Source organism: Bacillus sp. DX3.1 (assembly GCF_030292155.1).
Taxonomy (GTDB): Bacteria; Bacillota; Bacilli; order Bacillales; family Bacillaceae_G; genus Bacillus_A.
On sequence record NZ_CP128153.1, the window covers coordinates 2,572,633 to 2,599,032 of the forward strand.

The window sequence follows — 26,400 nt, forward strand, 5'->3', positions numbered from 1 at the left end:
AGGACTTTCTATTATTTTTGCATTATGGCTTCTTGTTAATCTTTTATATTGTAAGTAATCTCTATGTCTCTAACCACGATAAATTGTTTGATTTAAAATATCTCTTACAAAATCCGTTTTGGCATTACAATAGTTATCTATATCAAAGCGATACCTTTCAGCTAATCGATATTTCAATTCCTCATATTCTTTACGCGCAGTTTCATTAGCAGATAGATAATCACGTAAAGCGATATACTCTAAATAGCTTTTACCATCTTTCGGACAAACATAAAGATGATACTTCATAAAACCATCTACATAAATTCTTTGAAATGCTTCACGTCCTTCAACACCCAAATTCCCTTGATGTTGATAGCCTTCTTTCGCTAACCGTTCTATTATATGAGGGAAAATATCATAACTATCTATAACTACATCAATATCAATAATCGGTTTTGCTGCTAGGCCTTCAACAGAAGTACTTCCAACATGCTCTATTTTTAAAATTAAATCACCTATATAACCATTTATCATCTTTTTAATTTTTTTAAATTCATTTTTCCATTCAGGGTTATACGGAATTATTTCTATAACTCTTGTTTTTTCAGCCGTAATTCTCATCCTCCCTATAATAACTGCATTTCTTTACCTAATAAAATAAGTTGTTCATAAGGATCTCCATCTAACTTTAAAACTTTTACAAAAACAGGTTCTGTTTTCATACCTTTCTCTTTTAAATGTATAATCTCTTTCCGAATATGAGGGATTATCATGCATCTTACGTTGTAGTGTTTATTACCGCAATTATCTTGTCCGTTTTACACTGGGAAGAAATTGCTTATTTGTTTTATGTAGCCCTTTTTTCATACTCGTTTGCAATTTATGGTTACCTTGCACGTAAGAGACTTTGGAAAAACTGGATTCACCATCATATTAGAAGTATGTTAGGTTCTTATATCGGCGTTGTAACAGCCCTTTTGGTTAATATTGGAGGTATTATTCCTATACTACACTTATTCCCGAGACTATGGTTTTGGTTTCTACCTACTATTGTTGGTATCCCTTTCATTTATATTATGGGGAAAAGATAAAACGTCTAATGAGTAAAAAGCATTATTATCAGCCCGTAGTCCCTGATAAATAAATAAGAATCTCCATTGTCTATTCAGCAGAGATTCTTTTTATATAGTTCATTTAATTGACAAAAATGTAGCGAATACATTACCTTTCATTGGCGACAGCAGGTGAAAGGTTTGAAATTACATCTTGCAATCGATCCGGGTAATTTGTGAACATACCTGTTACACCCCAATCAATCAACCTTTTCATATCTTCTTTTTTATCAACTGTAAATGGATGAATTGCTAGTCCCTGTTCACGTACTTTTTGAACATATGCTGCGTCAATATATTTATAGTTCATACCAAGACCAATGCAGTAGGATTTATATTCTTCTAATTCTGAATGTGTTACTGTTGCTTTGTTTTGATAAGCTAGCAGCTGTATAAGTGGAATGTTTGAATTAAGACTATGAATCTTTTTTAAGCTTTCCTTACTAAATGACTGGATGATAACTTTTCCTTTTACAACCGTAGGATCTGTTAGCTGATAGTGATTGAGTATTTCTAACAGCTTTTCTTCCATTCCAGGATACTCTTCCGGTGATTTCGTTTCAATATAATAACGAGCATCTTGCCCAAATGTTTGAATCAATTCTTCAAGTGTCGGTACTTTAGCATTCTTAAATTCATCCTTTGCTAAGCTTGGATACTTTTTATTAAAATAAATTCCAGCGTCAAGATTTTTAATTTCCTCTAGTGTATGATCTTTGATGGGACCATATCCATTTGTCGTTCGATTTAACGTTTCATCATGCATAGCAATCAACTGTCCATCTTTTGTCATTTGAAGGTCAATTTCGATATAATCCCCTTTTAGCTGTTGACCAAGTTCGTAAGCAGGAATCGTATGTTCTGGAGCATAAGCAGATGCCCCTCTATGAGCGATTGTTATAATGTTTTCCGCCTGATTACTAGCTTTTGTATACTTCATTTCTATTGTTTGCTGAAATATCGTAATGCTTATTCCTATAAAAATACATATGGTTGTGACGATAAAAAGTTTTTTCATACTCTTTTTAAGCTCCTAATCTAACTTTCTATTACTTATAGATTATAAGGTAGAGTTTAAGTACGTATAAACATATTATTAAGAATTTGTAACAAAAGAGAAAAACAATACAGTCTACATGAAAATGTAGACTGTATCGGAAATAGATTACCAGTATTAGACTTTTACTCTCTATTTTATTTAAAAATTCAAAGCTTCACCATCAATTGGAACTAGAATATTGGTATGCATATTTTGTTTGATTAGATATTTAAGTAATTCTCTCCTTGTTAGTAAACAATGATTCAAGGCTTCCATATGTGAAACAATTATAGTTTGTTCTTTTCATAAATAGAATAGTACGATTTAATAAATAGATACATAGCATAATGAAAGTGAAAATGATGAAACTCTTGAATATTGAAAGGAGTTAAACGATGATTGATCATACAGATTTAAAAATAATGAATGAATTAAGAAAAAAAGGTCGAATAACGATGAAAGAGTTAGGTGAAAAAGTACATTTGACAGGACAAGCAACAGCAAATCGAGTAACAAAATTAGAAGAACTTGGGGTAATTAAAAATTATACAATAAACATAGATTGGTTCAAAGCTGGAAAGTCAATTCAAACCTTTTTAACGATTTATACGAAAAGCCTAGCGCACAAACCGTTTTTATCTTTTATACAACAGCAACAATATATTGAAAATATTTATAAAATTAGCGGGGATGGATGTTATTTGATAGAAGGCTTTTTTTCTTCTCATCTTGAACTGGATGCTTTTTTAGAAGAGCTGAATACATACTCAAATTATAAAATTTCAATTGTAATAAATAAATTAAAAACTTCTAATTGAACAAAATAAACATCCCATACGTTTTGTAAATACGTATGGGATGTTTATTGAAATTTGATTTACGATTCGATTCAATTCACTTCTGTACTTCCCTTACTCCCTTAATTGGTAAACATGCACCTACTACTGCAACCACAGCACAGCCGATCAACATGAAAGATAGCCCATAGCCAGCGACCAAGGATAACGTACCAAAAATAATTAAATCTAAGACGGAATCTACAACAGATAATAATGAAATCGTTGTTGCACGTACATGCGACGGAATAATATCATTACTGAGTTGTGAATAAATTGGATATCTTATAGCGCCTACGAACCGCAATATAATAAACGCGCCTAAAACAATCCATAATGTGTCTCCAAAACACGCTGATAATAATAAACCACCGACAGCCAAGGCTCCAGAAATGTTCATCAGTAATATGCGAGAGAATTTTTTCGTTAACCATCCTATAGAAATTGATGCAAAATAACCACCTATTGCCGCCAACGCATATAAGATACCAATTGCAAATACAGGTACCCCCGCATTTTTTAAGAGTAGTTGATCATAATTATTAAAAACTGCACTCGCTGGAATAAATACAAGTGATACATTTAAAAACATAACAAGTAATTGCGGTGCTTTTCGGATTACTTGTATCCCTTCTATCACTTGTGAATAGGACGCTTCGCTATATTCAAAGACTGCAGCCGGATTCTTTATGAACAGGAGCAAAACTAATTCCGCTAAGTGAAAAAGAAGTCCTAATGAAATTAATAATGTAAATTGTTCTTCTTTTAAGTCTTTAGCTAAATAAGAGCCGATAATAACAGCAATTAACATAGAAATAAAGCCTGCTGATTGGATTTTTCCCATCGCTTTATCCATAAGATGATGTTCGCCAGTTTCTTTTAATGATTCATAAATTAAAGCTTCGTCAGCACCAGAGAAAAATGTAACTGATAAACCATTTAATAAGCTGTATAAACAAAATAGCCATATATTGTCTGCAAAGAATAAAATAGAAATGCTTGCGATCTTTATGAAAGCACCTGTTAAAAATGAGATTTTCACCCCATACCGATCGGCAAAAACGCCTGCCGGTACTTCTCCAATCAGAACGGCCCCGCTCCAGCACATTAATACAATGAAAATATTTGAGGTAGTTAATCCTCTTTCCACATAAAATAATGTCATAACTGCCTGTAAAAAACTAATTGTTCCAAAAAAATGCACCCAAAATAAAATAGAAATATTATGAGATGCGATCGTATGTTTTTTCAAACGTTCTCCTACTTTCCATCGTTCGTATTTTTCATACTCGGAAGCAGGAGTGTTATGCTAGCTTAGTTGCTATTCACTCCTCTTCCTTTGTTTGGGAATGTTTGTAGTGTTTTTGACATGTTAATTCCTCCTTAAAAATAATTAAAATAATCATAACAAATATTCTTAATATTAACAAAATAAACTTATGATCCCGATAAGATTGTCGTAATAAGAAAAGTGGTATATAATAAGCAATAACATTACTAGTAATTATTTTAGGTATTCCTAGAATAAAGGAGCGATACATATGAAAATTACTATTTATTTCGGAAGTCATGAAGATCAAGATGTACGTACAATGGACTGTCATTTAGATGTAGAAGATACAGAAGAACTTGTCTCTGTTTCTTAATATAAATTATTAATAAATCGGGTTGATTTCTCTTCCCTATCTTCTTGAAGACACCTTATAAAAGGTGTCTTTTTTATTGTTTTTTTGAGATAAATCCTTTACTTTAGGGCTATTGCGTAGTAAAATATAAATATACGAACAAATGTTCTTTTGTTATTTTTGATTGGTATTTGAAAGGATGGTTTTACAATGGCTCAAAACAAACGCAGAGGAAGAAAAAAGCATACACCTACAATTTCAAATACAGGCTTTATCGGTTCTGTGTTTATTGATACATTGGAACTGCAAAAGAAATCTTATTATTTCGCTCGTAAAAAGCTACAAATTGTCCACCATGTGTTAGATGGCCTTTCTGACGCTACAAGTTCCTTATTCTCAGAACATAATATAGCTGCACATATGTCATGTGTGTATTTACATAAACAGAAGAAAATCGGTTTTGTCCTCTCAACAAAACCATTTGAACAAGCAGATGGCGTTGCTTATTTTAAAAATTACTTAATTGAAAAGAATTTCTACCATGATCATGATGTAGAATATCAAGAAGTTTTTAATACGGGTTTTATCGGTGTTGTCTTTGCAGATTTATCTAGCATTGACCGTTTTAACTTTGATTTTGAAATGAGTATGTTATCGAAATTGATGAAAGACATGATTATTCCGGTGAAAGAACTCTTTTTACGTCATAATATCCCGGCTTATATCTCTACTTCTCATTTAGAAGAACAAAATAAATTAGGTTTTGTGTTGTCAGTGAAACCTTATGATGAACGTGCAGAAGCTGATTTGTACTTTGAGATGTATTTGAAAGAACGCGGTTTATTTATCGGGGATGAAGAAGAAGATATTGATAAAATTGTCATTCGAAAGAAAGTTGAAATGCTATAGAAAAAATGCAGGATACATTGCTATCCTGCATTTTTTATTTAAAGGTTTCATTGTCTAATATAACAACATAATCATTTGTCATATTAGCAGCCTCTTTTGTATAATCAACCAGTCGTTTTATATTATCACAGCAAAGCTTTGCTCCGAATACTAATAACGGTACACCAATAAAATCAATATGTAACCTTCTTGAAAATAAACCACCAAGTGTCATAGGGAGCGGAACTGTTGGTGACGTATTTGAAAAAATGATTTTTTCATTTCTTTGATACTGATGTTGAAGGATTTCTCCTAAGTTTTTCATAGCTGGTACGACTACTTTTGATGCCCCGTGCCCTACTGTGTATACTGGATTCCCTCCCTCGTCTCGTCCATGAAAAATAATTTTCCCCATATCAGACGTTTTGAGTTTATTGAAATAGTCTACATTTAATATCTCATTTGTTGTCAGTTTTCGATCAGTCGGTAGTTTATTTAAATGATAAGCTGCCGCTAGTGAAGTTGTATGAGTTCCGCCGAAATCCGTGTATATATAAATCATCGTATCATTCCTTGTCTTTTTCGTTCTATGTTTATCCCGCTATTCGTGGGCAATAATCCCCCCCTACCTCAAAATTCGGCAGGAAGTAAAGAAGTTAGATGAGGATAAACTGCCCGTAAAAGCCCGATTGGTGAGGACTAATGATTACTGAGAATAAAGCCCCTCACTGATCAAAGTTTCACTTTATTAGTATCACCATTTCGCAGTATGCTAATCAAAGAATGATTGTAATGTTGTATTCCTTTGATTATTGAACGTAGAAAAAGACGTGCAATCTTAGCCGCACATCTTTTTTATTTTTCTACAATGGAATTGTTTCATGCTTATTGCACAAACCTATGCTCATAACAAAAGCATTCATGTTTTCATATAGTTATACCAACAGATTATCTTCTATCGCTTTCGTGATGTCTTTTGGACCAAATTCCTTATTTGAAGGGATAACCAATTTAATTCCCAATGTAGGATATACGGATGAGCAAAAACTCACACCAGGGTCATATCCCATAACGTGGTATTTGAAGATATCTTTATTTCTTGTGCTTATCCATATTCCATAACCGTAATAACCATCATCTTTTACATAGATGTGTGGATGTAAAAGTATATTCGTATATTCTTCACTTAATAGTTTATGGCTAAATAGTCCGTCCCAAACCTTCATCATATCTTGTGCTGTGACAAATGCCCCTCCATCAGCCCCACCTTTAATAGGTATGGAATATACATTTGTTCTCCATGTTTGATCTTCTTTATTGTCTATATATCCATACGCTGTATTTTGAGGAAGATTATCTAAAAAAAAGTATCCCGAATTTATCATGCCTATTGGTTTAAATACATGTGACTCTATATAATCTGTAAAACTAAGACCTGTATGCTGTTCTATGATTAATCCTAATACAATGAAACCTGCATTGTTATAATGAAATCTTTCCCCTGGTGCAAACATCATTTTACTGTTTTGAAATAAAGGTAAAAAGTCTTGTAAACTCTTTAAAAGATACATCGGGGTTATTTTCCAAAGGTCTTCAAAATCATCCATGATACTTTCATCGAAATAGTCCGGGATTCCAGAGCTATGTGTTAAAAGATGATGAATCGTTATGCTGTCATCAAAATCTGGGAATTCGATATCCAAACAGTCTTGTAGCCGAGTATTAAAAGATAATATGCCTTTTTCAACAAGCTGACAGATTCCAATCGCTGTAAATAATTTACAACCGGATGCGATTCCAAATCGTGTATGAATATTGTTTAATAGTTCTTCAGTTCTATTTGCGTACCCAAATGCTGATTCGAAAACAACTTCATTGCTGTCTTTCATCAATACTACACCTGAAAATTCTATCTTGCTGCTGATTTCTTTCACAATCTTGCTAATTTCTTTTCTCGTTTTTAACATGACATCATCCCCAGTTTTATTTTTACAGAAAATTACATAGTTTATGAATTTCTATATTGAAATGCAAACACCTTTATTTTTTTACTGTTCTTGACTTTATCCGTACATTTAAAAATTTTATATTTCTTGTGAATCTACTATTACGGTTGAATAAAACTTCGCCTTCGATGGTAGTAAATTGAATGCACATAACACAATGGTTATTAGCATCATTGCCAATGCCCCTACAATGACAACAATTTGAATCGAGATCATTTGTGCTGCCACTCCAAAAATAATCGTTGCTATAATGGTTAAAATAGCCTCGAATAATTTATATACGCTCCCTACTCTTCCCATCACATCAACAGGAATATTGTTTTGGTAAAAGGTATAAAACCCCGTATTTGCAAAGGCAAGAGAAAAAGATAGGATAAAGAAACCGATGGCTGCCATGTGAAAGGTATTGGAAAAGGCATATATCAAATACCCGATTGATATAGATACAGATCCGATTCCAATTAAAAAAGAAGTCGCTAATTTTTTCGTGAATATCGTATTAACAAGAGCTCCAACAACAATACCAGCTCCAGCTATGCTAACGAGAAATCCATATTTACTATCTGATAAAGAAAGTACTTCTTTAGAAAAAGATAATTCAAGGGAGTCCATAGCTGTTGCTAATACCATCATTCCACTAAATAGAAAGTAAATTAACGTGACATATACATACCGACGATTAAAGTTAATAACAATACTCCAATCTTTTTTCAATAGTTCAAGAGACAAATGATTATTCGTTGTATCCGCAAAGCCTTGTTTTTCAAGGTTAGGCATTACCATTGTTACGATTCCTGATAAAAACAAGGCAATAGCGTTCATATTTATCGCAAAATTTGGTGTTCCTATTATTAATAGTATTCCTGCTATAGCTGGACCAATCAAGAAAGTACCTGAGCCAATTAAACTACGAAGTGAGTTAAAGCGTTGTCTTTGTTCAGATGGAATTAATTTTGTCATATACGTCATAGATGTCGGTTCATACATAGAGCTAGCCATACTAATGAAAAAAACAAGCGTGTAGATTAACCAAATAGAAGGTAGAAATGGTAAAACAGCAATTAATATTGCCCGGCACATATCGAGATTAACCATTAGATTCCGTTTATTCAAACGGTCTATCATACTCCCTGCCCAAATATTTGTAAACAAAGTAGCCAGCGGTTTAATTACATACAGAGCGGCTACTGCTAAAGGTGATCCACCCATGTTATATACCATTACATTAAGAGCAATTAAGTAAATCCAAGCACCAAGATTTGCAACACCAATTCCGAACAATAGAAGAGCTGGATATTTCCAAGATTCTAATCTTTTTTTTACGTTCATTTGATTTTCCCCTTTCATATTCTCGAAATTCTTAGGCGTATTTATTTACATTCTCTTTTTGTACAACAAAAAAATCCCACCCCCAAGACTGAAAGTCTTAGGGACGAGATTTATCATCGCGGTGCCACCCTAGTTTGTTAATATGTCACCATATTAACCTTATCAGGTACGGCATTACAATGAATGCTTATACCCTAGCTCTATAACGGGAGCTCCCGTCACACCACCCCCTGTTCGAAGGTTCCGATGTGATGCTCAGAGGCTTGGTTCAATAAAGAATTCTTGCTCCTTTTCAGCTACTGGAGTTCTCTGTAAAGAATTTATTTTATCTACTCTTCTCTTCATCGCATGTAATTTTCAACTATATTACTATAAATTTCCATGGATGTAAATATGATTAATTGAATTTATAGAAAAACCAGATTTTATTTTCTTGATTTTGATTAATTTTTGCTTTTCGGGAGATATGACAAACAAATCGCATGTAATTTTATATATATTATCAGGGACTCCTTTTTCTGCAAATGATTATTTTATATTTCAAAACTTTCAATTAAATACGGTGTGTGAAATTATAACGAGGTTCGTACTTTTATATATGGGGTCGTGACAGGGTTGCTGTCATTACCTCTACAAAAAACGCCATCCTTTCCTATGATTCTACAGAAAGAATAACGTATTTTTATCGTTTTGAGGTGTCTATTTTCTTTAGCTTGCTGTCGATCTAACAATACCCTAATTTACAGTATCTTTTTAAAATTATATTCCATTTCTCCAGCTAGTGCCTCAGGTGTATCACCAGTTTCTCTGAAATCATGTGTATAAATTTGTTCAAATGGACCAAAATCTATCTGCTTATAAAATTCAAAACAAGGGAATCCATCATGTGCTCCTTTAATATTTATAATACCATCTTTATTAGCATGTACAATTAATAGGTAGTCAACGGAAGGTGCATATAAATCTAAAGGGTTACTAGCACTTGCATGCATTTCAAATTTAACATCATCAGAACCCCATACAATATTAGTGCACAAAATACCTTTTGCACTAGCCTTTCCTGTTCTTTGATTAACAGACCCCTCTGGATTTGTAACTCTTTCTGTTGTTATACCAGTATTCGCATATGAGAAAATTTCTTTTTTATAAAAATCTACAACTGTTTCTTGTTCAACTCGGGAACGCATCGTATTTACTGCATATGGCGTGAATTCACGTGAGTCACCTTCGAATTGGACTATTTTTCCGCTTTGAAGATCCTTCCTAGGTTCAGTCCAAGACATTGGAATAAATACGCTCGCTCTAATTTTAACAACGTTAACCATATAGAAACCTCCATATTTTATTAATTTTCGTTTAGATGAATCCTATTTTTTACATATCTAAGAAAAAACGGCTCTCTCATTATATATTAGTTTGTAAAGGACGAAGCAATTCTAATGTTGTAGTAGGTCTGGTAAATCTGTATTCCCCTAAGAACTTGATGTGTTCCCATCCCATTGGAGATATAGAGTAATAAGACCTCCTAAGCAAATAGGAGAATGAATATTTCCCCACTGTGCACACTAAGCAAAAAAGCACTTGCAAATCAAGCGTATTAAAGAAAAACGTTGATTTTACAAGTGCTTTTTTTATTCATAAAGAACGAATGAACCCGAACAACAGCACTTTTTTTAGCGCCTGTTATTCGGGTTATGATTCAAAGTGATGGAGCTACTCTTTCTATTATTACTTACCTTCTAATTCTTTTTTAATACTTTCTAATGTCTTCCCTTGATATTTCTCTTGCGGTTGTGGAGGATTCGTTGCAGTTTTATTCACCGCTAAGAAATTCTTTTCTATAAACGCAAAGTCTTTCATATCAACTGTACCATCAAAATTGATGTCCGCGCTGCGTTTATTTGTTTTCCAGTTTTCCTCCATGAATACTGCATCCATAATATCGATGACTTGGTCTCCGTTAACATCACCGGCTACCAACGTTGCACTAATCTTTGTATCACGCTCTCCACGAATGGTTTCTCCATCTTGTTTAAAAACAGTAAATGGTCTGTTGGTTTCAAAGTGACCAGGTACGTGAAGGTGATACATAAGCTCTTCAGAAGTTACCGGCAACTTAGAAATAGTTGCATATAGATAACCTGAATTATTTGCGACTGTTCCTTTATATTGTTTGTTGTTCTTATCCGTAACAGTTGCAGTTGCACCTGCTTTCGTATAATCTGTTGTTGCAGAAAGTCCTTCAGCCTGAGTTCCCACTAGTACTTCCGAAAATGTTGGAATCACATATGACTCAACAGATAGACTCGGAACAGAGATTGTCTCATGTTCAGTATTGATATACGATGATGTTAGGTTTTTCAGGTCTAGTTCACCGTCATAATATCGGTTATCCTTCACTTTCAGTGTTACATCTACTGCTGGAATAGTCCCATCAATACCTTGGTCAGCATCCTTTACAGATAGATGAATATTATGCTTTTTCAGCGTTTCGCTTCCTGGTAATTCTTCATGTTTCAATTCTACATTTTCTTTTTTCTGAAGCTCTTGATGGACAGTTACACTTTCAATGTCAAAGTAATCACCTAGATAATCGAATGTAAACGTTTGTTCTTTCAGTTTATTAGCATTGTTCATTGTTAATGTGTAGGTAACCGATTCACCTAATTTTGGTTCTTGCTTATTTGGTGTAGCAGCTACATATTGTGTACCCTTTTTTACAAAATAAGTTGTCGGCATTTTTGGGTAATTTCCTGCTGTTGATACACTATGACCATAGAAACGAACAGGAAGAATTGAGATGGATTCATCCATTGGTATTTCACTTGCAAATGTTCCATCTGGATTAAGAGAGATGTTCCCGTTCGGTTTCCATTGTGGATTATAAACACTATCTGTTGGACCTGGCTTAGGTTTGTTGTAATAATACACAACTGTATTTGCAGCTTGAGAAATATTGAAACCGGCAGCCTTCATATCATTAATACTCTCGTCGTAAATAGACCCTGAAACGGGAACCGTTTTTTGACCTGCTTCATACTCGTACACTCCGTGTGGAAGGGAAAGCTTAAATTCTGGTGCCGTATTATCTATAAACAGATATTCATCTTCTGATGCAATGGTTTTTCCTTGCTCAGTCGTCATAATGGCTCTTACCTTATAATTTCCATGCGGTATAAACTCTGAATTATCAGAAAAAGAAGAGTTTAAATATTCTGGATCAGTAGAAAATGGTTTGTCTGGATCTCCAATAAACGGTGTATACATCCCATATCCAAGAAGAGTATAATCTTGATTTCCATTCAAGTTTGAATTAAAGCCGAGAGACCCAACAAATTTGTTTGTTTTGGCATCTACAAGCATGAAATCAACCCTCTTTACATTCGACTTCAACTTTAAAGACGTATAGAGACCGTAAGTCGAAAATGGGTTTGGTGCCGACTGAGATGTCGTTGTTAGTGCCTTTGTTAGCACTGTGAACTTTTCAAATCCGTCTTCTACATAATTGATACCAAATGGGACTTGATACGTTTCAGATGGATTGTCTTTGTTTGTATACACCACATATCCTTCATAGATTCCCTTTTCTGCTGTTTTTGGAATGAGGATCCCAAAGTTAGTCTTTTTTTCACTGCCGCCTTCGAGTGTAATCGAATGACTTGTCATCGCCTTCACACCGTTTTTCTTTGCGTCCTTTGATCCCCTTGCATCTGTTTGGAATTCCACTTTTACATCAAATGTTTTTGTTGTTTTTCCTTTGTTGCTGAGCATCAAGGAGCGTATGTCTTTAATGTCCTCGCCTGTAGAAGAATGTGTGCCAAAGCTGATGCCACCTGTTTGCTCTTTGATAAGTTTTTCCTTGCCGTTTTCAATCATTGGTTTCTTGTCATTCACTTTAATCTCCACATCAGAATGGATCGCTTCATATGGATCGACGCGTCCTGCACCGACTTCAAATACGCTGTAAGGTTTGCTGAGTGGATCTGCTGTATTCATTAAAATAGTCTTCACATCTTCTGGCTGTAATTTAGGATTTGCTTGCAGTAAGAGTGCAGCGATACCGGCAATATGTGGAGATGCCATCGATGTTCCAGACATGCGCTGATACGCATATTGATAATTGTCTTCTTTATCACGATTGACCACATCTGAAGCAACAGTAGAGAAGACTGCTACGCCTGGTGCTGTTACTTCTGGCTTGACGTCAGAATTGATACGTGATGGTCCGCGGGAGCTAAAACCTGCCAATAGATCTCCTTCTGTTTTCGATTCTGTCATTTCTCCAAATGTGAAGTTTGTGTGCCCCGCTTCTACCTTTTCTTTCAAGGCTAACCCTTCTGCATTGGATAAGGAGAATGTCGGAATATAATCTATTCCTTCTGCTAAATAAGCGGGAATATGCCCTTCTTCTGCCTTGTCATTGAATAAAAGTACCGCAGCTGCACCATTTTTCTTGGCAAACTTAATTTTATCAGCCAATGCCATGTTATTCCCGCGACTCACTAAAGCAATCTTCCCTTTTACATCTTTCCCCGTAAAATCAGCCTCAGTGCCCATACCAGCATAGACAATTGGAAGCGTCTGGTCTTTTAGCTTGGTAATGTCATCTCCATATCCGAGTGCCAATAGACGTAGGTCTGCAGATACTTTGTCTTGTCCCGCTGCAAGTGAGCCTTTATAGTTTACAAGTTTAATCGGAACATCGCTTGCTCCTACGGTAATTGCTAATGCTGCTGCACCCGGAGATCCTAACGTGTACATTTTATCTCCTGTGTTTCCTGCAGATACTGCTGCTGTGACTCCGCTTAAAACGGCGTTATTCACGGCCATACTTGTGGGATACATCGGGTCATTTCGGGCTGCGCCGAGCGACAGATTGATAACGTCCATACCATCTTCGACCGCTTTATCAATTCCGGCAATGACCCCTGAAGTGAATCCCGATCCATAAGGTCCTAGAACACGGTACGCATACAGTTCAGCGTCTGGAGCGACTCCAGTGGTTGCGTGCTCACTAGCATTGGTTCCTTGTCCAGCAATCGTACCTGAGACATGTGTTCCGTGCGTAGTGTAATAGGTCGACGAGCCTGAGACTTCTGGTTGACTTGATTTTTCCCAATCCTCAAACGTAGTTTCCATCGGATCTGTATCATTATCGACAAAATCATGTCCACCTTTAAAAGCGGCTTTTAAATCTGGATGGTTATAGTCAATACCTGTGTCTATCACTCCTACTTTAATGCCTTTTCCTGTGTACCCCTCTTGATGAAGCTTGTCCACTTGTAGGTAGGAGATCTCATCTGCCATTCCTTTACTAAGGGTGCCGACTGCAGGTTCTTCCTCTTTTACAGGCGGTTCAGCTTGTACCTGCACATCACTGTACACGGCCTTGACTTCCTTCGATTGTAAGAGCGATTGAACTTGGTTTGCCGGCAGTTTCATAGACACCCCATTGAAAGCGTTTTTATAAGAGTGTTTCACTTGGTAAGAAGGTGCTTTTTTCTCCCCTTTTGACGTAAAAATCGTTTTTAAATCTTTTTTAAAGGTATCATGGGAGGCAGCTACTTGTTTTTTAGCTTCCGCCACAGACAATTTTTTCCCCTCTGCAGCTGCCTCTAATACAGCTACTTGATGTGGTTTTTGTTTAAATTCAACAATAACAGAAATTTCGTCTGTACTCTCCACATTTACCTCTGGTGCTAGTTGCAGACCAGTTTCATTTAATGTTTGTAGTTTCGTAAGAGCGTCACGCTGCTCTTGAGTAAGGTTAGCTAGTATTTCCCCTGCTTCTTTGTTCTCTTCTGCATGTGCAACTTTTGAAAAAGAAGAATTTGGTAAGAGTCCAGAGAATTGTGATAAAACGAGAGCGCTAGAAAGACCGATTACTGCAAATTGTTTTTTAATGTTGTTCACTCAATATCCACCTACCTATTATTTTATTTTAATATTTTTATAAATATCTATAAATCCAACTAGAGTCTTCAACACGTTTACTGTCAGTCTGTTTCCACCTATATCCATGCAGATAACGCCAGCGGTACGGAACGCTTATTGGCATACAGAAAAGCACCGGGACGTTCTCTCTATCTGTCTCAAGAGGAAGAACAAGAAATCAGACGGATACTGAATACTGATTGACCGTACGAAGGTATTAGTCCGAAATCGTATTGGGACGTGTGTTTCAATCCGTTCTCGAAGAGCGTTTTTCTATTTTAGGAGAGAGTTCTCAAAAGACTAGGTGTTGTGCAAATGTTGAAAGATTAATTTGGATTTACATACCACCAAATCATGATATTCAATTTGAAATCGCTTACATAAACTAAAATGGACGTAGGGCCATAGAAGTTACAAACTCTTTTTGTTTGTACTTTAAATCCCGTGAATCCTAAGAGTGCTAAAGATATAGAAAACTTAATTTAGGCATACGTATCACGTCATCGTATGTATTTGTTGTACAATCCGTTTGCGCACTGACAATTTTGACTTGCTCGCCTACTAACCTCGTAACTTGATCTTCTACTTGTGATGAAAGATAAAATTTTACAATATTTTACTCATTTAATCTTTTAGCATGAAATAGTGCAGTTGACATGTTTGTTAATTCACAGCAAATGTAGCTATTATTGGTAATGATTTTCCAAACGAAACAAATAAAGCCAATATAACAAATATTCCTACTTATTACTCGTTTTTTCTAGTGTTTCTTTTTTAATCCTCCCTTCTTCGGAATTCACTGTCGAAACAATTACTATTATTCAGAAAATTCCAACTGAAGTCAACCGTTTGCAGTACAATTTATGTTGGGAAAATTCTACGCTTTTTTGTAATAGAAATATCCCAATTGTAATTTTTAGGTAATTATGTATAACAAATACCAATAGAGCTATTTTTCAGTGCAGAATAAAGGATCTGTGTAGCAACAAAGCTAAAAACTAGAGATTTTAAGGAGAGAAGGTCTTGCGTTTTTTATTCTACATCGCAGATTACACAAAAAATAAGGAGGATGATTATCGTGAAAAATCATTGTAAATCATTTAAAGAATTGATAGGGGTACCGCTAACATTTTTTCGATTTACTGGCGGGATCCCACATCCATCAAGCTAGTGAAAAGACCCAAAAAAAAAAACAGTAAAATTTTCATCTCCAGAGTAAAAATGTACAAAATTCTTGTTTTAGGGACATCAGGAAATCTTATCTTGATGTTGATATAGCACTTCCCATAATTGGAAAAACACCTTGAACAGGTACTAATATATCTCCATTCTCCTTGAGTTTGAATAATACAATAACGCGATACCAATAATTGGTATCGCGTTTTCCTCAACTTTATTCATATGTAATCTTAAGATTTTCTATTTTATATCCCTCTGCTAATGCATGAAAAGTGGATTGTGATTTTTGAGGAGAAGCTTTCGCTAAAAATAATGTACCTTCCTTACCATTAGCTTCTATTCTATCTACCAGGTATCCCTTTTTTGCATAGATGTACCATTTATCATTTTGATGTAAAATGGTGGTTTCGTTTGGTTTCTTTTTAGCTTCCTCCCATTGTACTTTTAATTCTTCAGGAATTCGTTTATCAATATTTCCAGTGGTCATTCTAGGCTCATCCATTTTTAACATATCTTCTTTTTTATATCCCTCTAAATTTGGTATAAATTTTTTACTATCAATAGGAACATTAATCTCAAGTTTTGTAGGATATAAATAATCAACTACATTTCCAGCAGAATTATAGGTTTCATACTTTACCAATATTCCTGTATCTTTATCGGCCCAAAAACGAAATGATTGAAAGTTGTGTCTGTTTATCTTTCCTTTAATAACAAGAGTATTATGTTCTAAAACCTTTTCATTTTGTTTTTCTATTTCCCATGAATTTAAGTCCCTTGTATAGTTAGAGGCAATTTCATAAGGAAATAGTGAACTTTGTGCTTCTCCAATAACAGGTCTCTCCCGATACTTTGTTACGTTAATTCCCTCACTATCTACTGAAAATGCGTCCTCAATCTTTAAAGTCTTAGAATGTGTTTCTTGTAGATATTTCACTTCAATATATGTGCCTGTCTCTTCATGAATATCCCACATAATACCATCATGATAATAATGATATGTTACCTTTTCTGTTGCATTTCCCATATTAGTGATTTTACTATAACCACCAGCTTTATTATTTAAACTTAGTTCATAATTAATTAAAGTGTCTCCTGGAATATTAGCATAATGACTCTTGAATTCCCCTTTGGCAGTTTCGAAATGATCAACAGTATTAATCATTTTCGTAAGTATCTCTTCTTTGGTCATATCCTTAAAATTTTCTTCTTGTTTAGGAGGTATATATACCGTTTCCTCTTTTGGTGTTGACTTTTCTATAGATTGTGCTTTCTGCTGTTCATTTGATCCATCTGCATGCGCATTTAGTAAGGATAGCGATGAAACAGCAACAACAGCAATAACTCCGAGTGCAGACCAACGATATGATTCCTTTTGGAATTTTATTCTTAGATAAGAAAAAAAGGAGTTAAGTGAATTACGACAAAAAGCCGATTTCCTGTATACAAAGGAAATCGGCTTTTTTCGCTTTTCTATGTAACTTTATAAATAATAATTTTGCATGCAACTCATTCTAATTATATTATTATGTATGTTTTTAAAATCTTAAAACAAATTCGGTGCGTGAAATTCAAACAAAGGTTGCAATATAAATTTTTCAATAGATATGAATCTATTGTTTATGTAACTTAGAACTATATATATCCAGTGACCTGCACTCGTTTTCTCTCTTTATTTTCACTTCGCATGGGGCAGGAAAAGGATCTGACCGCTTCTATGCATGGCCGGATCCTCTCTCCCACCTAAAAAGAAGGGGTTTATGTCCGTTTTTTAATTTGTATTTATATAAGCCGAATGTTTCAAACATAATTTTTCTACTCAATACATAAAGCTATATTTCCAAATTGTTCACCTTGATTCATTCTTTTAAATGCCTGAACTGTTTCTGATAAGGGATACACTTGATCAATAATCGGCTTAATTGAGTGATGCTCTATAAATTGAATCATACTATTAAATTCTTCCCGACTCCCCATAGATGTTCCCATAATGCTGATTTGCGGGTAAAAAAGAGCACGCAAAGGAATTTCGATTGTATCTCCTGAACTCGCTCCAAAATTTACAATTCGGCCATTGGGATTTAATATATCAAAATATTTCAAGAAAGTTGCAGGACCGATACTATCGAGTACGAGGTCCACCTTTTCTCCTTTCATGCTCTCTTCCCAATTGCCATGACTATCAAACGCATAATCCGCGCCATATTTTTCTGCTGTATTTCTTTTTTCTTCCATTCTTGATGTGACACTTACTTTCGCACCAATTGCTTTCGCAAATAGCATTGCATAAGTTGCGACACCACCGCCGATTCCAGGTATTAAAACGTGCTCATTTGCCTTTAACTGGCCTTTCGTAAAAAGGGCTCTATAAGCAGTTAATGCTGATAGTGATAGTACCCCTGCTTCTTCCCATGAAAGATTAGAAGGCTTTTTTACTACATTTTCAGCTGAAATAATCACATAATTAGAGAAGGTACCGTCTGAAGGACCACCTAAAACTTCAGGAACCGTTGGAAGATTATTTGCAAACTCCCAGTCTATACTTGGATTAATAATAACCTCTGTATTTACTGTAACGCTTGTAACACCTTCACCTATTTCTTCAATTATACCAGCACCATCGGATCCGAGAATTAATACTGGATCTTCTTCATTTCTATTATTTATAATAAACAAGTCACGATGGTTTAATCCTGCGGCCTTTAATTTCACCTTTACTTCGCTGTAACCCGGACTTTTGTCTGATACATCTTCATATCTAAGTCCTTCTATACCTCTTTTCCCTTTATGTACGATAGCTTTCATAACATTCCCTCCTTATAATTTCTAATATACTAGAAATATCGAACTTTATGAAATAATCTGATTTTGGTACATATAAAACTATTTCAATTATTCCCTTTTTTTCACTTGCTGATTTTCCTTTGCTATTGCAATAATTTGTTGAATAAAAGGTGCCTTTTCATTTGTATACGCCACTCGATCAAATGGATACTTCGCAGCAAGCACCTGTTTTAATTGCCTATATTTCATCCGTGCCCATTCATTTGTTTTCATATAATCGCGAAATAATAAGTTGTTATTCCACTCTTCACTATTATAAATATAAACATGTAAATGATGCGTACCTGCTCTCCATTTCCCTTTTCTAAAAAAGCGTCGATTTGGTATATTTTTGTGAAATACATGCTCATAACCTATCGTTTGTAACAGTTCAATCCATTGTTCAACTTGCTTTAAGTCATTTACACCAATCATCATGTCGATAAGTGGTTTTGCTCCTAATCCTTCGACTGATGTACTGCCGATATGTTCAATCGCTACGATATCATTATTGAATAATGCTATGAATTTCTCTTTCTCTTTAATGAATTCCGTATGCCAATTTGGATTATATGGTTCAATAATTATTTGTTTATCCATGTGTCTCTCCTTTTATCGTTGAAAAATGTATATCTATTTTACCATTAACAGATAATCTATATGACTAACTGGACAGGATTTTTATATAGTCATCACGAATATATTAGCGTTTAATTTATTTATATAAAATAGGAGGTATATAATGAGCGAATTTCTAGTCACACTTACTATTGATGATGTATCTTTCAAATTGAAAGAATACCAAGATTTTGAATGGCTTATTCGTCTTGGTAAGGTATTTTGTGTGTTTAACCAACAAGATTCTGGAAACATATGCTTCGGGATTGAAAAAGATGGAAAGAAAAAATTTGTTAAATATGCTGGAGCAAAAACGATGGAGTATTCAGGACAACCGCAAGATGCAATTGTGCGGTTACAAGAAGCGATTGTTCTCTATGAGGAATTAAAACATGAGAATTTAATAAAATTAATTGATCATTTTGACGTGGAACATGGATATGTTGCAATTTTTGATTGGTTTGATGGTGAATGCCTTCATCCTCATTGGACTTTTCCACCACCAGCAAAATATAATCATCCAGATTCTCCATTTTTCCGATATAAACAATTACCAATTGAATATCGCCTCGCTTCGCTAGATCGAATTTTTTCTTTCCATGTTTATATTGAAAAGAAAAATTATGTCGCTGTTGATTTTTACGATGGTAGCATCTTGTATAACTTTAATACAAATCGTACAAAAATATGTGATATAGACTTCTATCAGAAAAAAACATATATCAATAGAATGGGAAGACTTTGGGGCTCCTCAAGATTTATGTCCCCAGAAGAATTTGAACTCGGCGCAGTAATAGACGAACGAACAAATGTATTTAACATGGGGGCAATTGCATTTGGACTGTTAGGCGGAGAACTCGATCGATCGTTCTCTAAATGGGATGCAGGGAAAGAACTATACGAAATAGCCTCTCACGCTGTAGAAAAAAATAGGAATCAACGCTATACATCGGTTGCGGAATTTTACTTAGCATGGGAATCTGCCCGCAGCAACATGATGATTTCAAAGTAATCACCTTCATTATTATAAAAAGATAATTAATAGATGAAGAAATTTCGTTTTTTTTGTATAATACTTGTAGTATTGAAAATTATGATAATGAGGCATGCTAGATGAATTTTGTATACAGCAATCAAAACGTTTTAAACAATCTTCTTTACATTTTAAGTAGTATATTTGTCTTTTATTTTATATACGACAATGGAAATTTTTTCAAAAAACACAAAAAGATTCTAATGATTATTTGTACTAGTCTCCCTCTTATTTTATGTATGAAATTTCCTATTTATATTGATACAGAACGTATTCATGATTTACGACAAATTCCATTTTTAATTGGAACACTTTATGGTGGTCCACTAATTGGGATTATTTTATTGGGTATCATGTTAATTTTTCGGGTTATTTTTTATGGTGTCAACTTTTTAATAGGCATTGTATATATGGCGATGCTTATCGTCGCTGCTTTTTCTTCTTCTAAATTTAAAAATTTAAATAGAAGAAAAAAGCTTAGCATGTCTATGCTTTTAACTTTTTTTCTTGGCTTACTGACAACTGTTATTGTTGTCGTTCTGTCAGATTTTCAAATTAATAACTCATATTTCATTGATTTTATTCTTCTCCCACCTATTGTGATGTTATTTGTCGTCTATATTATTGAAATTTTAAACGACGCAATTATGATGAGATCTAAATTAGTAAAAGTGGAGAAAATGGAGATTGTAAGTCAACTTGCTGCAAGTATTTCACATGAAGTGAAAAATCCATTAACTGTAGTGAAAGGGTTTACTCAGCTCCTTAAAACACCTGATTTATCACAAGAGTCAAAAGAGCTATATATTGAACACATTATTGAAGAGCTGAACCGTGCGCAGGTAATCATTGATGATTATTTAACATTTGCAAAACCGGCATCACAAAAAATCGATACGATTGTAATTGATCAAGAATTACGAAGAGTAATGAGTATGATGATGCCATTATGTAATATAAATTCGGTAACAATATCCGAAAACTTAGTAACAGGCAGTATCACTGGGAATACGCAACACTTTCATCAATGTTTTTTAAACCTAATAAAGAATAGTATTGAAGCAATGCCAACTGGTGGAACACTGAGTATCACTTCATCTATCAGTGAGAATAAAATCATCATTATGATTAAAGATAGTGGCATTGGCATGACCCGGGATCAAATAAATCGATTTGGCGAACCATATTTTAGTACGAAATCAAAAGGAACAGGCTTAGGTACTATGGTTGCGGTAAAAATCATTGAAACGATGAATGGGACATTGAATATAAAAAGTGTTGTAAATAAAGGAACAACTTTAACAGTTACATTTCAACGAAGTAATAAGCAAGCTTAAGATCAATTTTTTCAGAAAAAAGAGAAAATGAAAGGCACCCAAATGGGTGCCTTTTATGTTTTTTGTAATTACTTAGTGCGTTGAAATACAAGCAATAGAAGCTTCTGCGGCTTTTAGTATCCGCCTCCACCCCAACAACTGCATCCAACAATGATTAACAGGATAAATAATACAACTAGTAGAGCGAACCCTCCACCAAAACCACGTGAACCACCAAAACTCATATTTTTTCCTCCTTTTTAGGAGTTCAAACTAATGGGTAATAGATATTTTTAACGGCTGCGTATTATACATTATGTTTGTATGTAATTTGTGAGCACGTCTTTTTGAAAATAAAAAGGATACTCATACGAGTGACCTATCGTTCATGTAGATACAGAAACTCGGTTTTTAGAAAAAAGGAAAAGTAGATTTGTTACACAAAAGATACCATTTTTCTCGTTTTCTTATCCTAGTGAGCATGTACCGAGACTTTTTACGATTTTAAAAAGGATACCAAAAATCTTGAAATATCGTTAGTTTTAAATAGATTGCAAGTAATAAAGTAATGATACCAGTTAGAAGTACTATATAATCATTTTTCTTCGCCTTCGTCGCAAAATACCACGTTCGCTTTTCTTTTTTACCGAATCCTCGTAAATCCATTGCATTTGAAATGGTATCAATTCGATCTAATGAATGAATGATAAGTGGCCAAAAGATTGTTACCCTATTTTTAATACGTTGAAATAGCCTTGCTTCTCCTTTCTCAAACGGAACACCCCTTGCCTCTTGTGCATGCTTAATGAGTGTATATTCCGCTTGTATATTTGGAATATAACGAAGTGCAATATTAATCGCATAGGCAATCTTATACGGTAAGCCAATTTTATGAAGGCTGCTAGCAAACTGACTTGGATGTGTTGTATAAATGAAAATAAGTGTAAATGGCAATAATGTAAAATACTTTAATGATAGCGTAAGTGCATAAAAGAGTGTTTCGAATGTAATTGTTGCATACCCAATATAGAAAAAAGGTGTACTCGTTCCAGTTAACTCAGAACCATGCGTTGGCGTAATGAGTAAAATCATAATAGAATTTAGCATACTGAATGTAAAGATGACACTAAAAACAATTATTATTTTACGAATGGGAGTTTTAGCTACAGCTAAGCCAATGCAACCGATAAGAAACAAAGATAGTAAAATACGAAAATCAAAAAATAAGAATGTGAGAATCATCCAAACCATAAATAATAGCAGTTTCATCGTGCCATCCATTCGATGAAAATATGTATCATTTTCTATATAGAGTAAACCTAATTTACTCATAGTCCCCCCTCCTCTTCGCTTCCATATACATTTGCACAAATACTTGCGGGAAAAGAATGTTGCTTAACCTGGCTAATGTTGTTAATGAGCTCTCTTGCAAGTTTGCTTGCTGTAAAACAGAGTGATTTGCGAGCACGACTGCGACATTATCATCGGCAAGTATTTCTCCATTGTGAAGTACAACGGCACGATCGGCGTATTCTAAAGCTAAATTCATATCATGTGTAATGAAAATAAAGGAAATTCCTTGTGCTGCTAATTGTTGTATACAAGACATAAACTGTTTGTAGTGAAAATAATCTTGTCCTGCAGTTGGTTCATCTAAGATCACAAGCTTTGGATTATTAGTTAAAACCGCAGCAATTGTCAGTCTCTTTTTTTGTCCATAGCTTAGTGCTTGTACGGGCCAGTTTCGAAATGGATATAATCCACAAATACGCAATGCATCTTCTACACGTTTTTGTATTTCATTTGGATGAAGCTTTTTAAGTTGTAATGAGAAGGCTGTTTCCTCCCAAACAGTAGACTGTGTAATCATATGATTCGGATTTTGCATGACGTATGAGATTGCTTCTCCACGCTTACGAATCGACCATGAGGTAATATTTTTACCGTCTAATACAATTTTTCCATTCTGTGCTTTTTGCATCCCGGTCAGAATTTGAGCAAGTGTGGATTTCCCTGCACCATTATGTCCTAATAATGCGAGAATTTCCCCCTTATATAAAGATAGGGATACATCTTTTAAAGCGCAATTTGTATATGGATATGAAAAAGAAAGGTTTTCTACCTGACATACGATTTCTTTTTGTGTATGCTTTTTATAAGGAGAACACTTCCGCATCCACTGCGTTACTATTTCATTTAATTTTTCACAATCTATAGCTTCGATCGGATAAACTGGCTCATTCGAAAAAGAAAACTGCAAATTTTTAAGTACTTCTATATATACAGGTTCTCTTAGCCCTATTTTTTGTAGTATATCTGCCTGTAATATCTTTGCTGGTGAATCAATCGCAACAATTCGTCCATTCTCTACTAAAATAATTTTATCTAGATCAAGTTTTAATATCTCTTCTATTCGATGCTCAATGATGACAATCGTTTTATTCGATTGTTGATGTATCTCTTGAATAAGTTCTACTGTTTTCAGGCTACTTGTAGGATCTAAATTAGCTAATGGTTCATCAAATAACAATACTTCAGCATTTGTCGTTAACAGCCCTGCCAGTGAGACAGTTTGTTTCTGTCCTCCGGATAATTGGTGAGGACTTTGTGAATGAAAGGAGTGCATCTGTACTTTATGTAAAGAATCCATAACAACTTCCTTCATTTTCTTCTGCTCTACACAATCATTTTCCATTGAAAAAGCAACATCTTCTCCTACTGTTAAACCAATAAATTGTGAATCTTGATCTTGTAAAATTGTTCCTACATGTTTACTTTGCTCAAAAATACTACCTTTCCGAGGATCTTTCCCACAAATTGAAAGGGTTCCTGTACTCGATCCTTCATAAGAAAAAGGGATAAGCCCATTGATACAATGGGCCAATGTCGATTTTCCAGATCCGCTTCGTCCAGCAATCAGTACTTTTTCCCCTGGATAAATATGAAACGTAATATCCTGCAAAGTAGGTTCTGTTACGTGTTGATATCGAAAGGTAAATTGTTCAAAAGAAATTATGGGTTTCATCGTAATACCCCTACTTTTCAATCTTTAATTGTGTATGTTTCTTATTATTTTTTGCTAATCCAAGTGTAATTGGTAAACCAAGAAGTAAAAATACAAGAACATCTGCGATGGTTGCACCAAGTACTTGAATGACAATTTTATCGAAAGGCTCTCCCATAACGGCAATATCGAAGAAACCTGCAAATATGATCGCAATGACAATACCTATTACACCTGTTACAGCAAAATACGAAACATCACGATTTCGATATGTCCCATTTTTCACACTGAAATTTGCTCGCTTATGAACAAGTCCCATAGTAAATCCAATAATACCAGAGCTTAGGACCCATCCCCACCAAATTCCCCAACCAGCAATGGTATCTGTTACTGTATGACCGATAAGTCCGATCAATAATCCTGCGAATGGACCAAAAATCGCCCCGAAAATGGTAAGTATTGCAAGCGCTGGTTTAATAAAAGTATTCGGAGCGATGGAAAATCCCCAAAGACCTAATACACCATAAATTGCAGAGCCAATACCGATTGCTACAACGAGTTTTGTAGATAATTTGTTCATACGATTTCTCCTCTCATCCTATTTGGTTACTATTAGTCCTATATGCAAAAGAAAAATGAATTATACGTCCCCACTTTCTTTCTCAATAAAGCGAAACTAAATCATTGTATTCTTATCTGAATTATGGAATAATTAAATAACAAAAACAGTTATCGGGAGGAATGAAAATGAAAGTAATTGGACTAATTGGTGGATTAAGCTGGGAATCAACCTCTCTTTATTATAAACATATCAATACACTGACTCTGTCCCAGTATGATCATAATGCAAAACTTGTACTATATAGCATGGATTTTGGAGAAGTGACCACGTTATTACAAAATCATCAATATGAAGAAGTTCAAAACGAACTTGTTGCAGTAGCAAAAAAAGTAGAAAATTCCGGTGCTGATTGTATACTCATGTGTTCAAATACCGTACATCAATTTGCAGAAGAAGTACAACAAGCTGTATCTATTCCACTTCTCCATATTGGCGATGTGAGTGCAGAGGAAATTGTAGGGCACGATGTGAAACGAATAGGTCTTCTTGGGACAAAACAAACGATGGAACAAGACTTTTATAAAACTAGACTAGCCAATTATGGAATTGAAACAATTATACCGCAAGTTGATGAACGGGAATTTATTCATCATGTGATTCTTCATGAGTTAAGTAAAGGTATAATTTCACAGCGATCAAAAGAACGATTCTTACAAATCATTGCAAAGCTCATTGAAAATGGCGCGGAAGGAATTTTATTAGGCTGCACAGAAATACCGTTACTTATTTCACAGAAGGACCTTTCTATCCCTGTATTCGATACTGCTTTTTTACATGCCAAAACTGCAGTGCAATTTGCTGGATAATAACTCATGTTTATGAGTTATTTTTTCATATGTAAAAATTCACAAATTTATATATATAAAATCATTTGTAATACATTTAAACCCTCTACATCAATATTAAGTACTTCAAGAAAGGAAGTACTCATATGCAAATAACAATTGAAGTTTTACAGTTTATTGGCGGAGTAATCCCATACGTAATAAAATTATTACAAGCATTATCTTAATTTTTTCGTATAGTATTAGGCAATTATTTTTTTATAATTATA

Annotated in this window: 21 protein-coding genes, 1 pseudogene and 1 other annotated feature; of the genes and pseudogenes, 6 read left to right on the top strand and 16 right to left on the bottom strand. The window is 34.5% G+C overall.

What is annotated here, in order from left to right; all coding sequences use genetic code 11:
• Window positions 1-69 precede the first annotated feature (69 nt).
• Together QRE67_RS12660 and QRE67_RS12665 are read right to left on the bottom strand one after the other, a co-directional pair.
• Complete coding sequence (locus QRE67_RS12660; RefSeq protein ID WP_286125149.1) at window positions 70-603, bottom strand: GrpB family protein; 534 nt, start codon at window positions 601-603, stop codon at window positions 70-72.
• Window positions 604-608: 5 nt separating this feature from the next.
• Window positions 609-746 (bottom strand): annotated as a pseudogene (locus tag QRE67_RS12665) (DUF4269 domain-containing protein); the annotation flags it as partial.
• Between QRE67_RS12665 and QRE67_RS12670 the strand changes: the two are divergent.
• Window positions 720-1,073, top strand: a complete 354-nt coding sequence (locus QRE67_RS12670) for a DUF2306 domain-containing protein (protein ID WP_286125150.1) — start codon at window positions 720-722, stop codon at window positions 1,071-1,073. The pseudogene QRE67_RS12665 and the gene QRE67_RS12670 sit on opposite strands and share 27 nt — an antisense overlap.
• A 130-nt stretch (window positions 1,074-1,203) precedes the next feature.
• Here the strand turns inward: QRE67_RS12670 and QRE67_RS12675 are convergent, their stop codons facing one another.
• Complete coding sequence (locus QRE67_RS12675; protein ID WP_286125151.1) at window positions 1,204-2,112, bottom strand: glycerophosphodiester phosphodiesterase; 909 nt, start codon at window positions 2,110-2,112, stop codon at window positions 1,204-1,206.
• 416 nt (window positions 2,113-2,528) lie between these two features.
• Between QRE67_RS12675 and QRE67_RS12680 the strand changes: the two genes are divergently transcribed.
• A complete protein-coding gene (locus QRE67_RS12680; RefSeq protein WP_286125152.1) occupies window positions 2,529-2,951 on the top strand; it encodes an Lrp/AsnC family transcriptional regulator in 423 nt (140 codons plus the stop codon).
• A gap of 76 nt (window positions 2,952-3,027) precedes the next feature.
• Here QRE67_RS12680 and QRE67_RS12685 read toward each other — a convergent pair whose 3' ends face one another.
• Window positions 3,028-4,221 carry an MFS transporter gene (locus tag QRE67_RS12685; RefSeq protein ID WP_286125153.1) on the bottom strand — a complete coding sequence of 398 codons (1,194 nt, stop codon included), beginning with the start codon at window positions 4,219-4,221 and terminating at the stop codon, window positions 3,028-3,030.
• Between the two features lie 583 nt (window positions 4,222-4,804).
• Between QRE67_RS12685 and QRE67_RS12690 the strand changes: the two genes are divergently transcribed.
• Window positions 4,805-5,503, top strand: coding sequence for a hypothetical protein (locus QRE67_RS12690; protein ID WP_286125154.1), 699 nt, complete (start codon window positions 4,805-4,807; stop codon window positions 5,501-5,503).
• Window positions 5,504-5,537: 34 nt separating this feature from the next.
• Here the strand turns inward: QRE67_RS12690 and QRE67_RS12695 are convergent, their stop codons facing one another.
• From QRE67_RS12695 to QRE67_RS12730, 8 genes are all read right to left on the bottom strand, one after another.
• Complete coding sequence (locus tag QRE67_RS12695) at window positions 5,538-6,044, bottom strand: DUF3189 family protein (protein ID WP_286125155.1); 507 nt, start codon at window positions 6,042-6,044, stop codon at window positions 5,538-5,540.
• A 373-nt stretch (window positions 6,045-6,417) separates the two neighbouring features.
• A complete protein-coding gene (locus tag QRE67_RS12700) occupies window positions 6,418-7,449 on the bottom strand; it encodes a serine hydrolase domain-containing protein (RefSeq protein WP_286125156.1) in 1,032 nt (343 codons plus the stop codon).
• Window positions 7,450-7,566: 117 nt separating this feature from the next.
• Window positions 7,567-8,817 carry an MFS transporter gene (locus QRE67_RS12705; RefSeq protein WP_286125157.1) on the bottom strand — a complete coding sequence of 417 codons (1,251 nt, stop codon included), beginning with the start codon at window positions 8,815-8,817 and terminating at the stop codon, window positions 7,567-7,569.
• Between the two features lie 96 nt (window positions 8,818-8,913).
• Window positions 8,914-9,171, bottom strand: a binding site (T-box leader).
• 386 nt (window positions 9,172-9,557) lie between these two features.
• Window positions 9,558-10,142 carry a DUF3238 domain-containing protein gene (locus QRE67_RS12710; protein WP_286125158.1) on the bottom strand — a complete coding sequence of 195 codons (585 nt, stop codon included), beginning with the start codon at window positions 10,140-10,142 and terminating at the stop codon, window positions 9,558-9,560.
• A 403-nt stretch (window positions 10,143-10,545) separates the two neighbouring features.
• Window positions 10,546-14,730 carry a S8 family serine peptidase gene (locus tag QRE67_RS12715; RefSeq protein WP_286125159.1) on the bottom strand — a complete coding sequence of 1,395 codons (4,185 nt, stop codon included), beginning with the start codon at window positions 14,728-14,730 and terminating at the stop codon, window positions 10,546-10,548.
• Window positions 14,731-16,144: 1,414 nt separating this feature from the next.
• A complete protein-coding gene (locus QRE67_RS12720; RefSeq protein ID WP_286125160.1) occupies window positions 16,145-17,095 on the bottom strand; it encodes a sigma-E factor regulatory protein RseB domain-containing protein in 951 nt (316 codons plus the stop codon).
• A 650-nt stretch (window positions 17,096-17,745) separates the two neighbouring features.
• Window positions 17,746-18,735 carry a zinc-binding dehydrogenase gene (locus QRE67_RS12725; protein ID WP_286120547.1) on the bottom strand — a complete coding sequence of 330 codons (990 nt, stop codon included), beginning with the start codon at window positions 18,733-18,735 and terminating at the stop codon, window positions 17,746-17,748.
• A gap of 87 nt (window positions 18,736-18,822) precedes the next feature.
• On the bottom strand, window positions 18,823-19,353 hold the full coding sequence (locus QRE67_RS12730; protein ID WP_286120548.1) for a GrpB family protein: 531 nt from the start codon (window positions 19,351-19,353) through the stop codon (window positions 18,823-18,825).
• A gap of 142 nt (window positions 19,354-19,495) precedes the next feature.
• Between QRE67_RS12730 and QRE67_RS12735 the strand changes: the two genes are divergently transcribed.
• Window positions 19,496-20,383, top strand: a complete 888-nt coding sequence (locus QRE67_RS12735; RefSeq protein ID WP_286120549.1) for an inosine/xanthosine triphosphatase — start codon at window positions 19,496-19,498, stop codon at window positions 20,381-20,383.
• Window positions 20,384-20,484: 101 nt separating this feature from the next.
• On the top strand, window positions 20,485-21,741 hold the full coding sequence (locus QRE67_RS12740; protein WP_286120550.1) for a sensor histidine kinase: 1,257 nt from the start codon (window positions 20,485-20,487) through the stop codon (window positions 21,739-21,741).
• 113 nt (window positions 21,742-21,854) lie between these two features.
• Here QRE67_RS12740 and QRE67_RS12745 read toward each other — a convergent pair whose 3' ends face one another.
• The 4 genes from QRE67_RS12745 to QRE67_RS12760 all read right to left on the bottom strand — a co-directional run bounded on the left by QRE67_RS12745 (window position 21,855) and on the right by QRE67_RS12760 (window position 25,304).
• Entirely contained in the window at window positions 21,855-21,965 is a 111-nt protein-coding gene (locus QRE67_RS12745) for a YjcZ family sporulation protein (RefSeq protein WP_286120551.1), read from the bottom strand.
• Window positions 21,966-22,224: 259 nt separating this feature from the next.
• Window positions 22,225-23,052, bottom strand: coding sequence for an energy-coupling factor transporter transmembrane component T family protein (locus QRE67_RS12750; protein WP_286120552.1), 828 nt, complete (start codon window positions 23,050-23,052; stop codon window positions 22,225-22,227).
• The gene (locus tag QRE67_RS12755; RefSeq protein ID WP_286120553.1) at window positions 23,045-24,745 is read right to left on the bottom strand and encodes an energy-coupling factor transporter ATPase; all 1,701 of its coding nucleotides are present in this window, start codon (window positions 24,743-24,745) and stop codon (window positions 23,045-23,047) included. The genes QRE67_RS12750 and QRE67_RS12755 overlap by 8 nt, the downstream gene beginning before the upstream one ends.
• A gap of 10 nt (window positions 24,746-24,755) precedes the next feature.
• Window positions 24,756-25,304 (bottom strand): ECF-type riboflavin transporter substrate-binding protein, encoded by a 549-nt coding sequence (locus QRE67_RS12760; protein WP_286120554.1) that lies wholly within the window; start codon window positions 25,302-25,304, stop codon window positions 24,756-24,758.
• A gap of 167 nt (window positions 25,305-25,471) precedes the next feature.
• On the opposite strand from QRE67_RS12760, the gene QRE67_RS12765 reads away from it, so the two are divergent.
• Window positions 25,472-26,152 carry an aspartate/glutamate racemase family protein gene (locus tag QRE67_RS12765; RefSeq protein ID WP_286120555.1) on the top strand — a complete coding sequence of 227 codons (681 nt, stop codon included), beginning with the start codon at window positions 25,472-25,474 and terminating at the stop codon, window positions 26,150-26,152.
• The last annotated feature ends 248 nt before the right edge of the window (window positions 26,153-26,400 follow it).

Excerpts from the sequence above, each read along its gene's own strand:
- QRE67_RS12735 (WP_286120549.1), top strand. The coding sequence starts at position 19,496 with ATGAGCGAATTTCTAGTCACACTTACTATTGATGATGTATCTTTCAAA.
- QRE67_RS12740 (WP_286120550.1), top strand. The coding sequence starts at position 20,485 with ATGAATTTTGTATACAGCAATCAAAACGTTTTAAACAATCTTCTTTAC.
- QRE67_RS12755 (WP_286120553.1), bottom strand. The coding sequence starts at position 24,745 with ATGAAACCCATAATTTCTTTTGAACAATTTACCTTTCGATATCAACAC.
- QRE67_RS12710 (WP_286125158.1), bottom strand. The coding sequence starts at position 10,142 with ATGGTTAACGTTGTTAAAATTAGAGCGAGCGTATTTATTCCAATGTCT.
- QRE67_RS12695 (WP_286125155.1), bottom strand. The coding sequence starts at position 6,044 with ATGATTTATATATACACGGATTTCGGCGGAACTCATACAACTTCACTA.
- QRE67_RS12690 (WP_286125154.1), top strand. The coding sequence starts at position 4,805 with ATGGCTCAAAACAAACGCAGAGGAAGAAAAAAGCATACACCTACAATT.
- QRE67_RS12705 (WP_286125157.1), bottom strand. The coding sequence starts at position 8,817 with ATGAACGTAAAAAAAAGATTAGAATCTTGGAAATATCCAGCTCTTCTA.
- QRE67_RS12680 (WP_286125152.1), top strand. The coding sequence starts at position 2,529 with ATGATTGATCATACAGATTTAAAAATAATGAATGAATTAAGAAAAAAA.
- QRE67_RS12725 (WP_286120547.1), bottom strand. The coding sequence starts at position 18,735 with ATGAAAGCTATCGTACATAAAGGGAAAAGAGGTATAGAAGGACTTAGA.
- QRE67_RS12760 (WP_286120554.1), bottom strand. The coding sequence starts at position 25,304 with ATGAACAAATTATCTACAAAACTCGTTGTAGCAATCGGTATTGGCTCT.
- QRE67_RS12765 (WP_286120555.1), top strand. The coding sequence starts at position 25,472 with ATGAAAGTAATTGGACTAATTGGTGGATTAAGCTGGGAATCAACCTCT.
- QRE67_RS12660 (WP_286125149.1), bottom strand. The coding sequence starts at position 603 with ATGAGAATTACGGCTGAAAAAACAAGAGTTATAGAAATAATTCCGTAT.
- QRE67_RS12720 (WP_286125160.1), bottom strand. The coding sequence starts at position 17,095 with ATGATTAATACTGTTGATCATTTCGAAACTGCCAAAGGGGAATTCAAG.
- QRE67_RS12750 (WP_286120552.1), bottom strand. The coding sequence starts at position 23,052 with ATGAGTAAATTAGGTTTACTCTATATAGAAAATGATACATATTTTCAT.
- QRE67_RS12700 (WP_286125156.1), bottom strand. The coding sequence starts at position 7,449 with ATGTTAAAAACGAGAAAAGAAATTAGCAAGATTGTGAAAGAAATCAGC.
- QRE67_RS12745 (WP_286120551.1), bottom strand. The coding sequence starts at position 21,965 with ATGAGTTTTGGTGGTTCACGTGGTTTTGGTGGAGGGTTCGCTCTACTA.
- QRE67_RS12675 (WP_286125151.1), bottom strand. The coding sequence starts at position 2,112 with ATGAAAAAACTTTTTATCGTCACAACCATATGTATTTTTATAGGAATA.
- QRE67_RS12730 (WP_286120548.1), bottom strand. The coding sequence starts at position 19,353 with ATGGATAAACAAATAATTATTGAACCATATAATCCAAATTGGCATACG.
- QRE67_RS12670 (WP_286125150.1), top strand. The coding sequence starts at position 720 with ATGTATAATCTCTTTCCGAATATGAGGGATTATCATGCATCTTACGTT.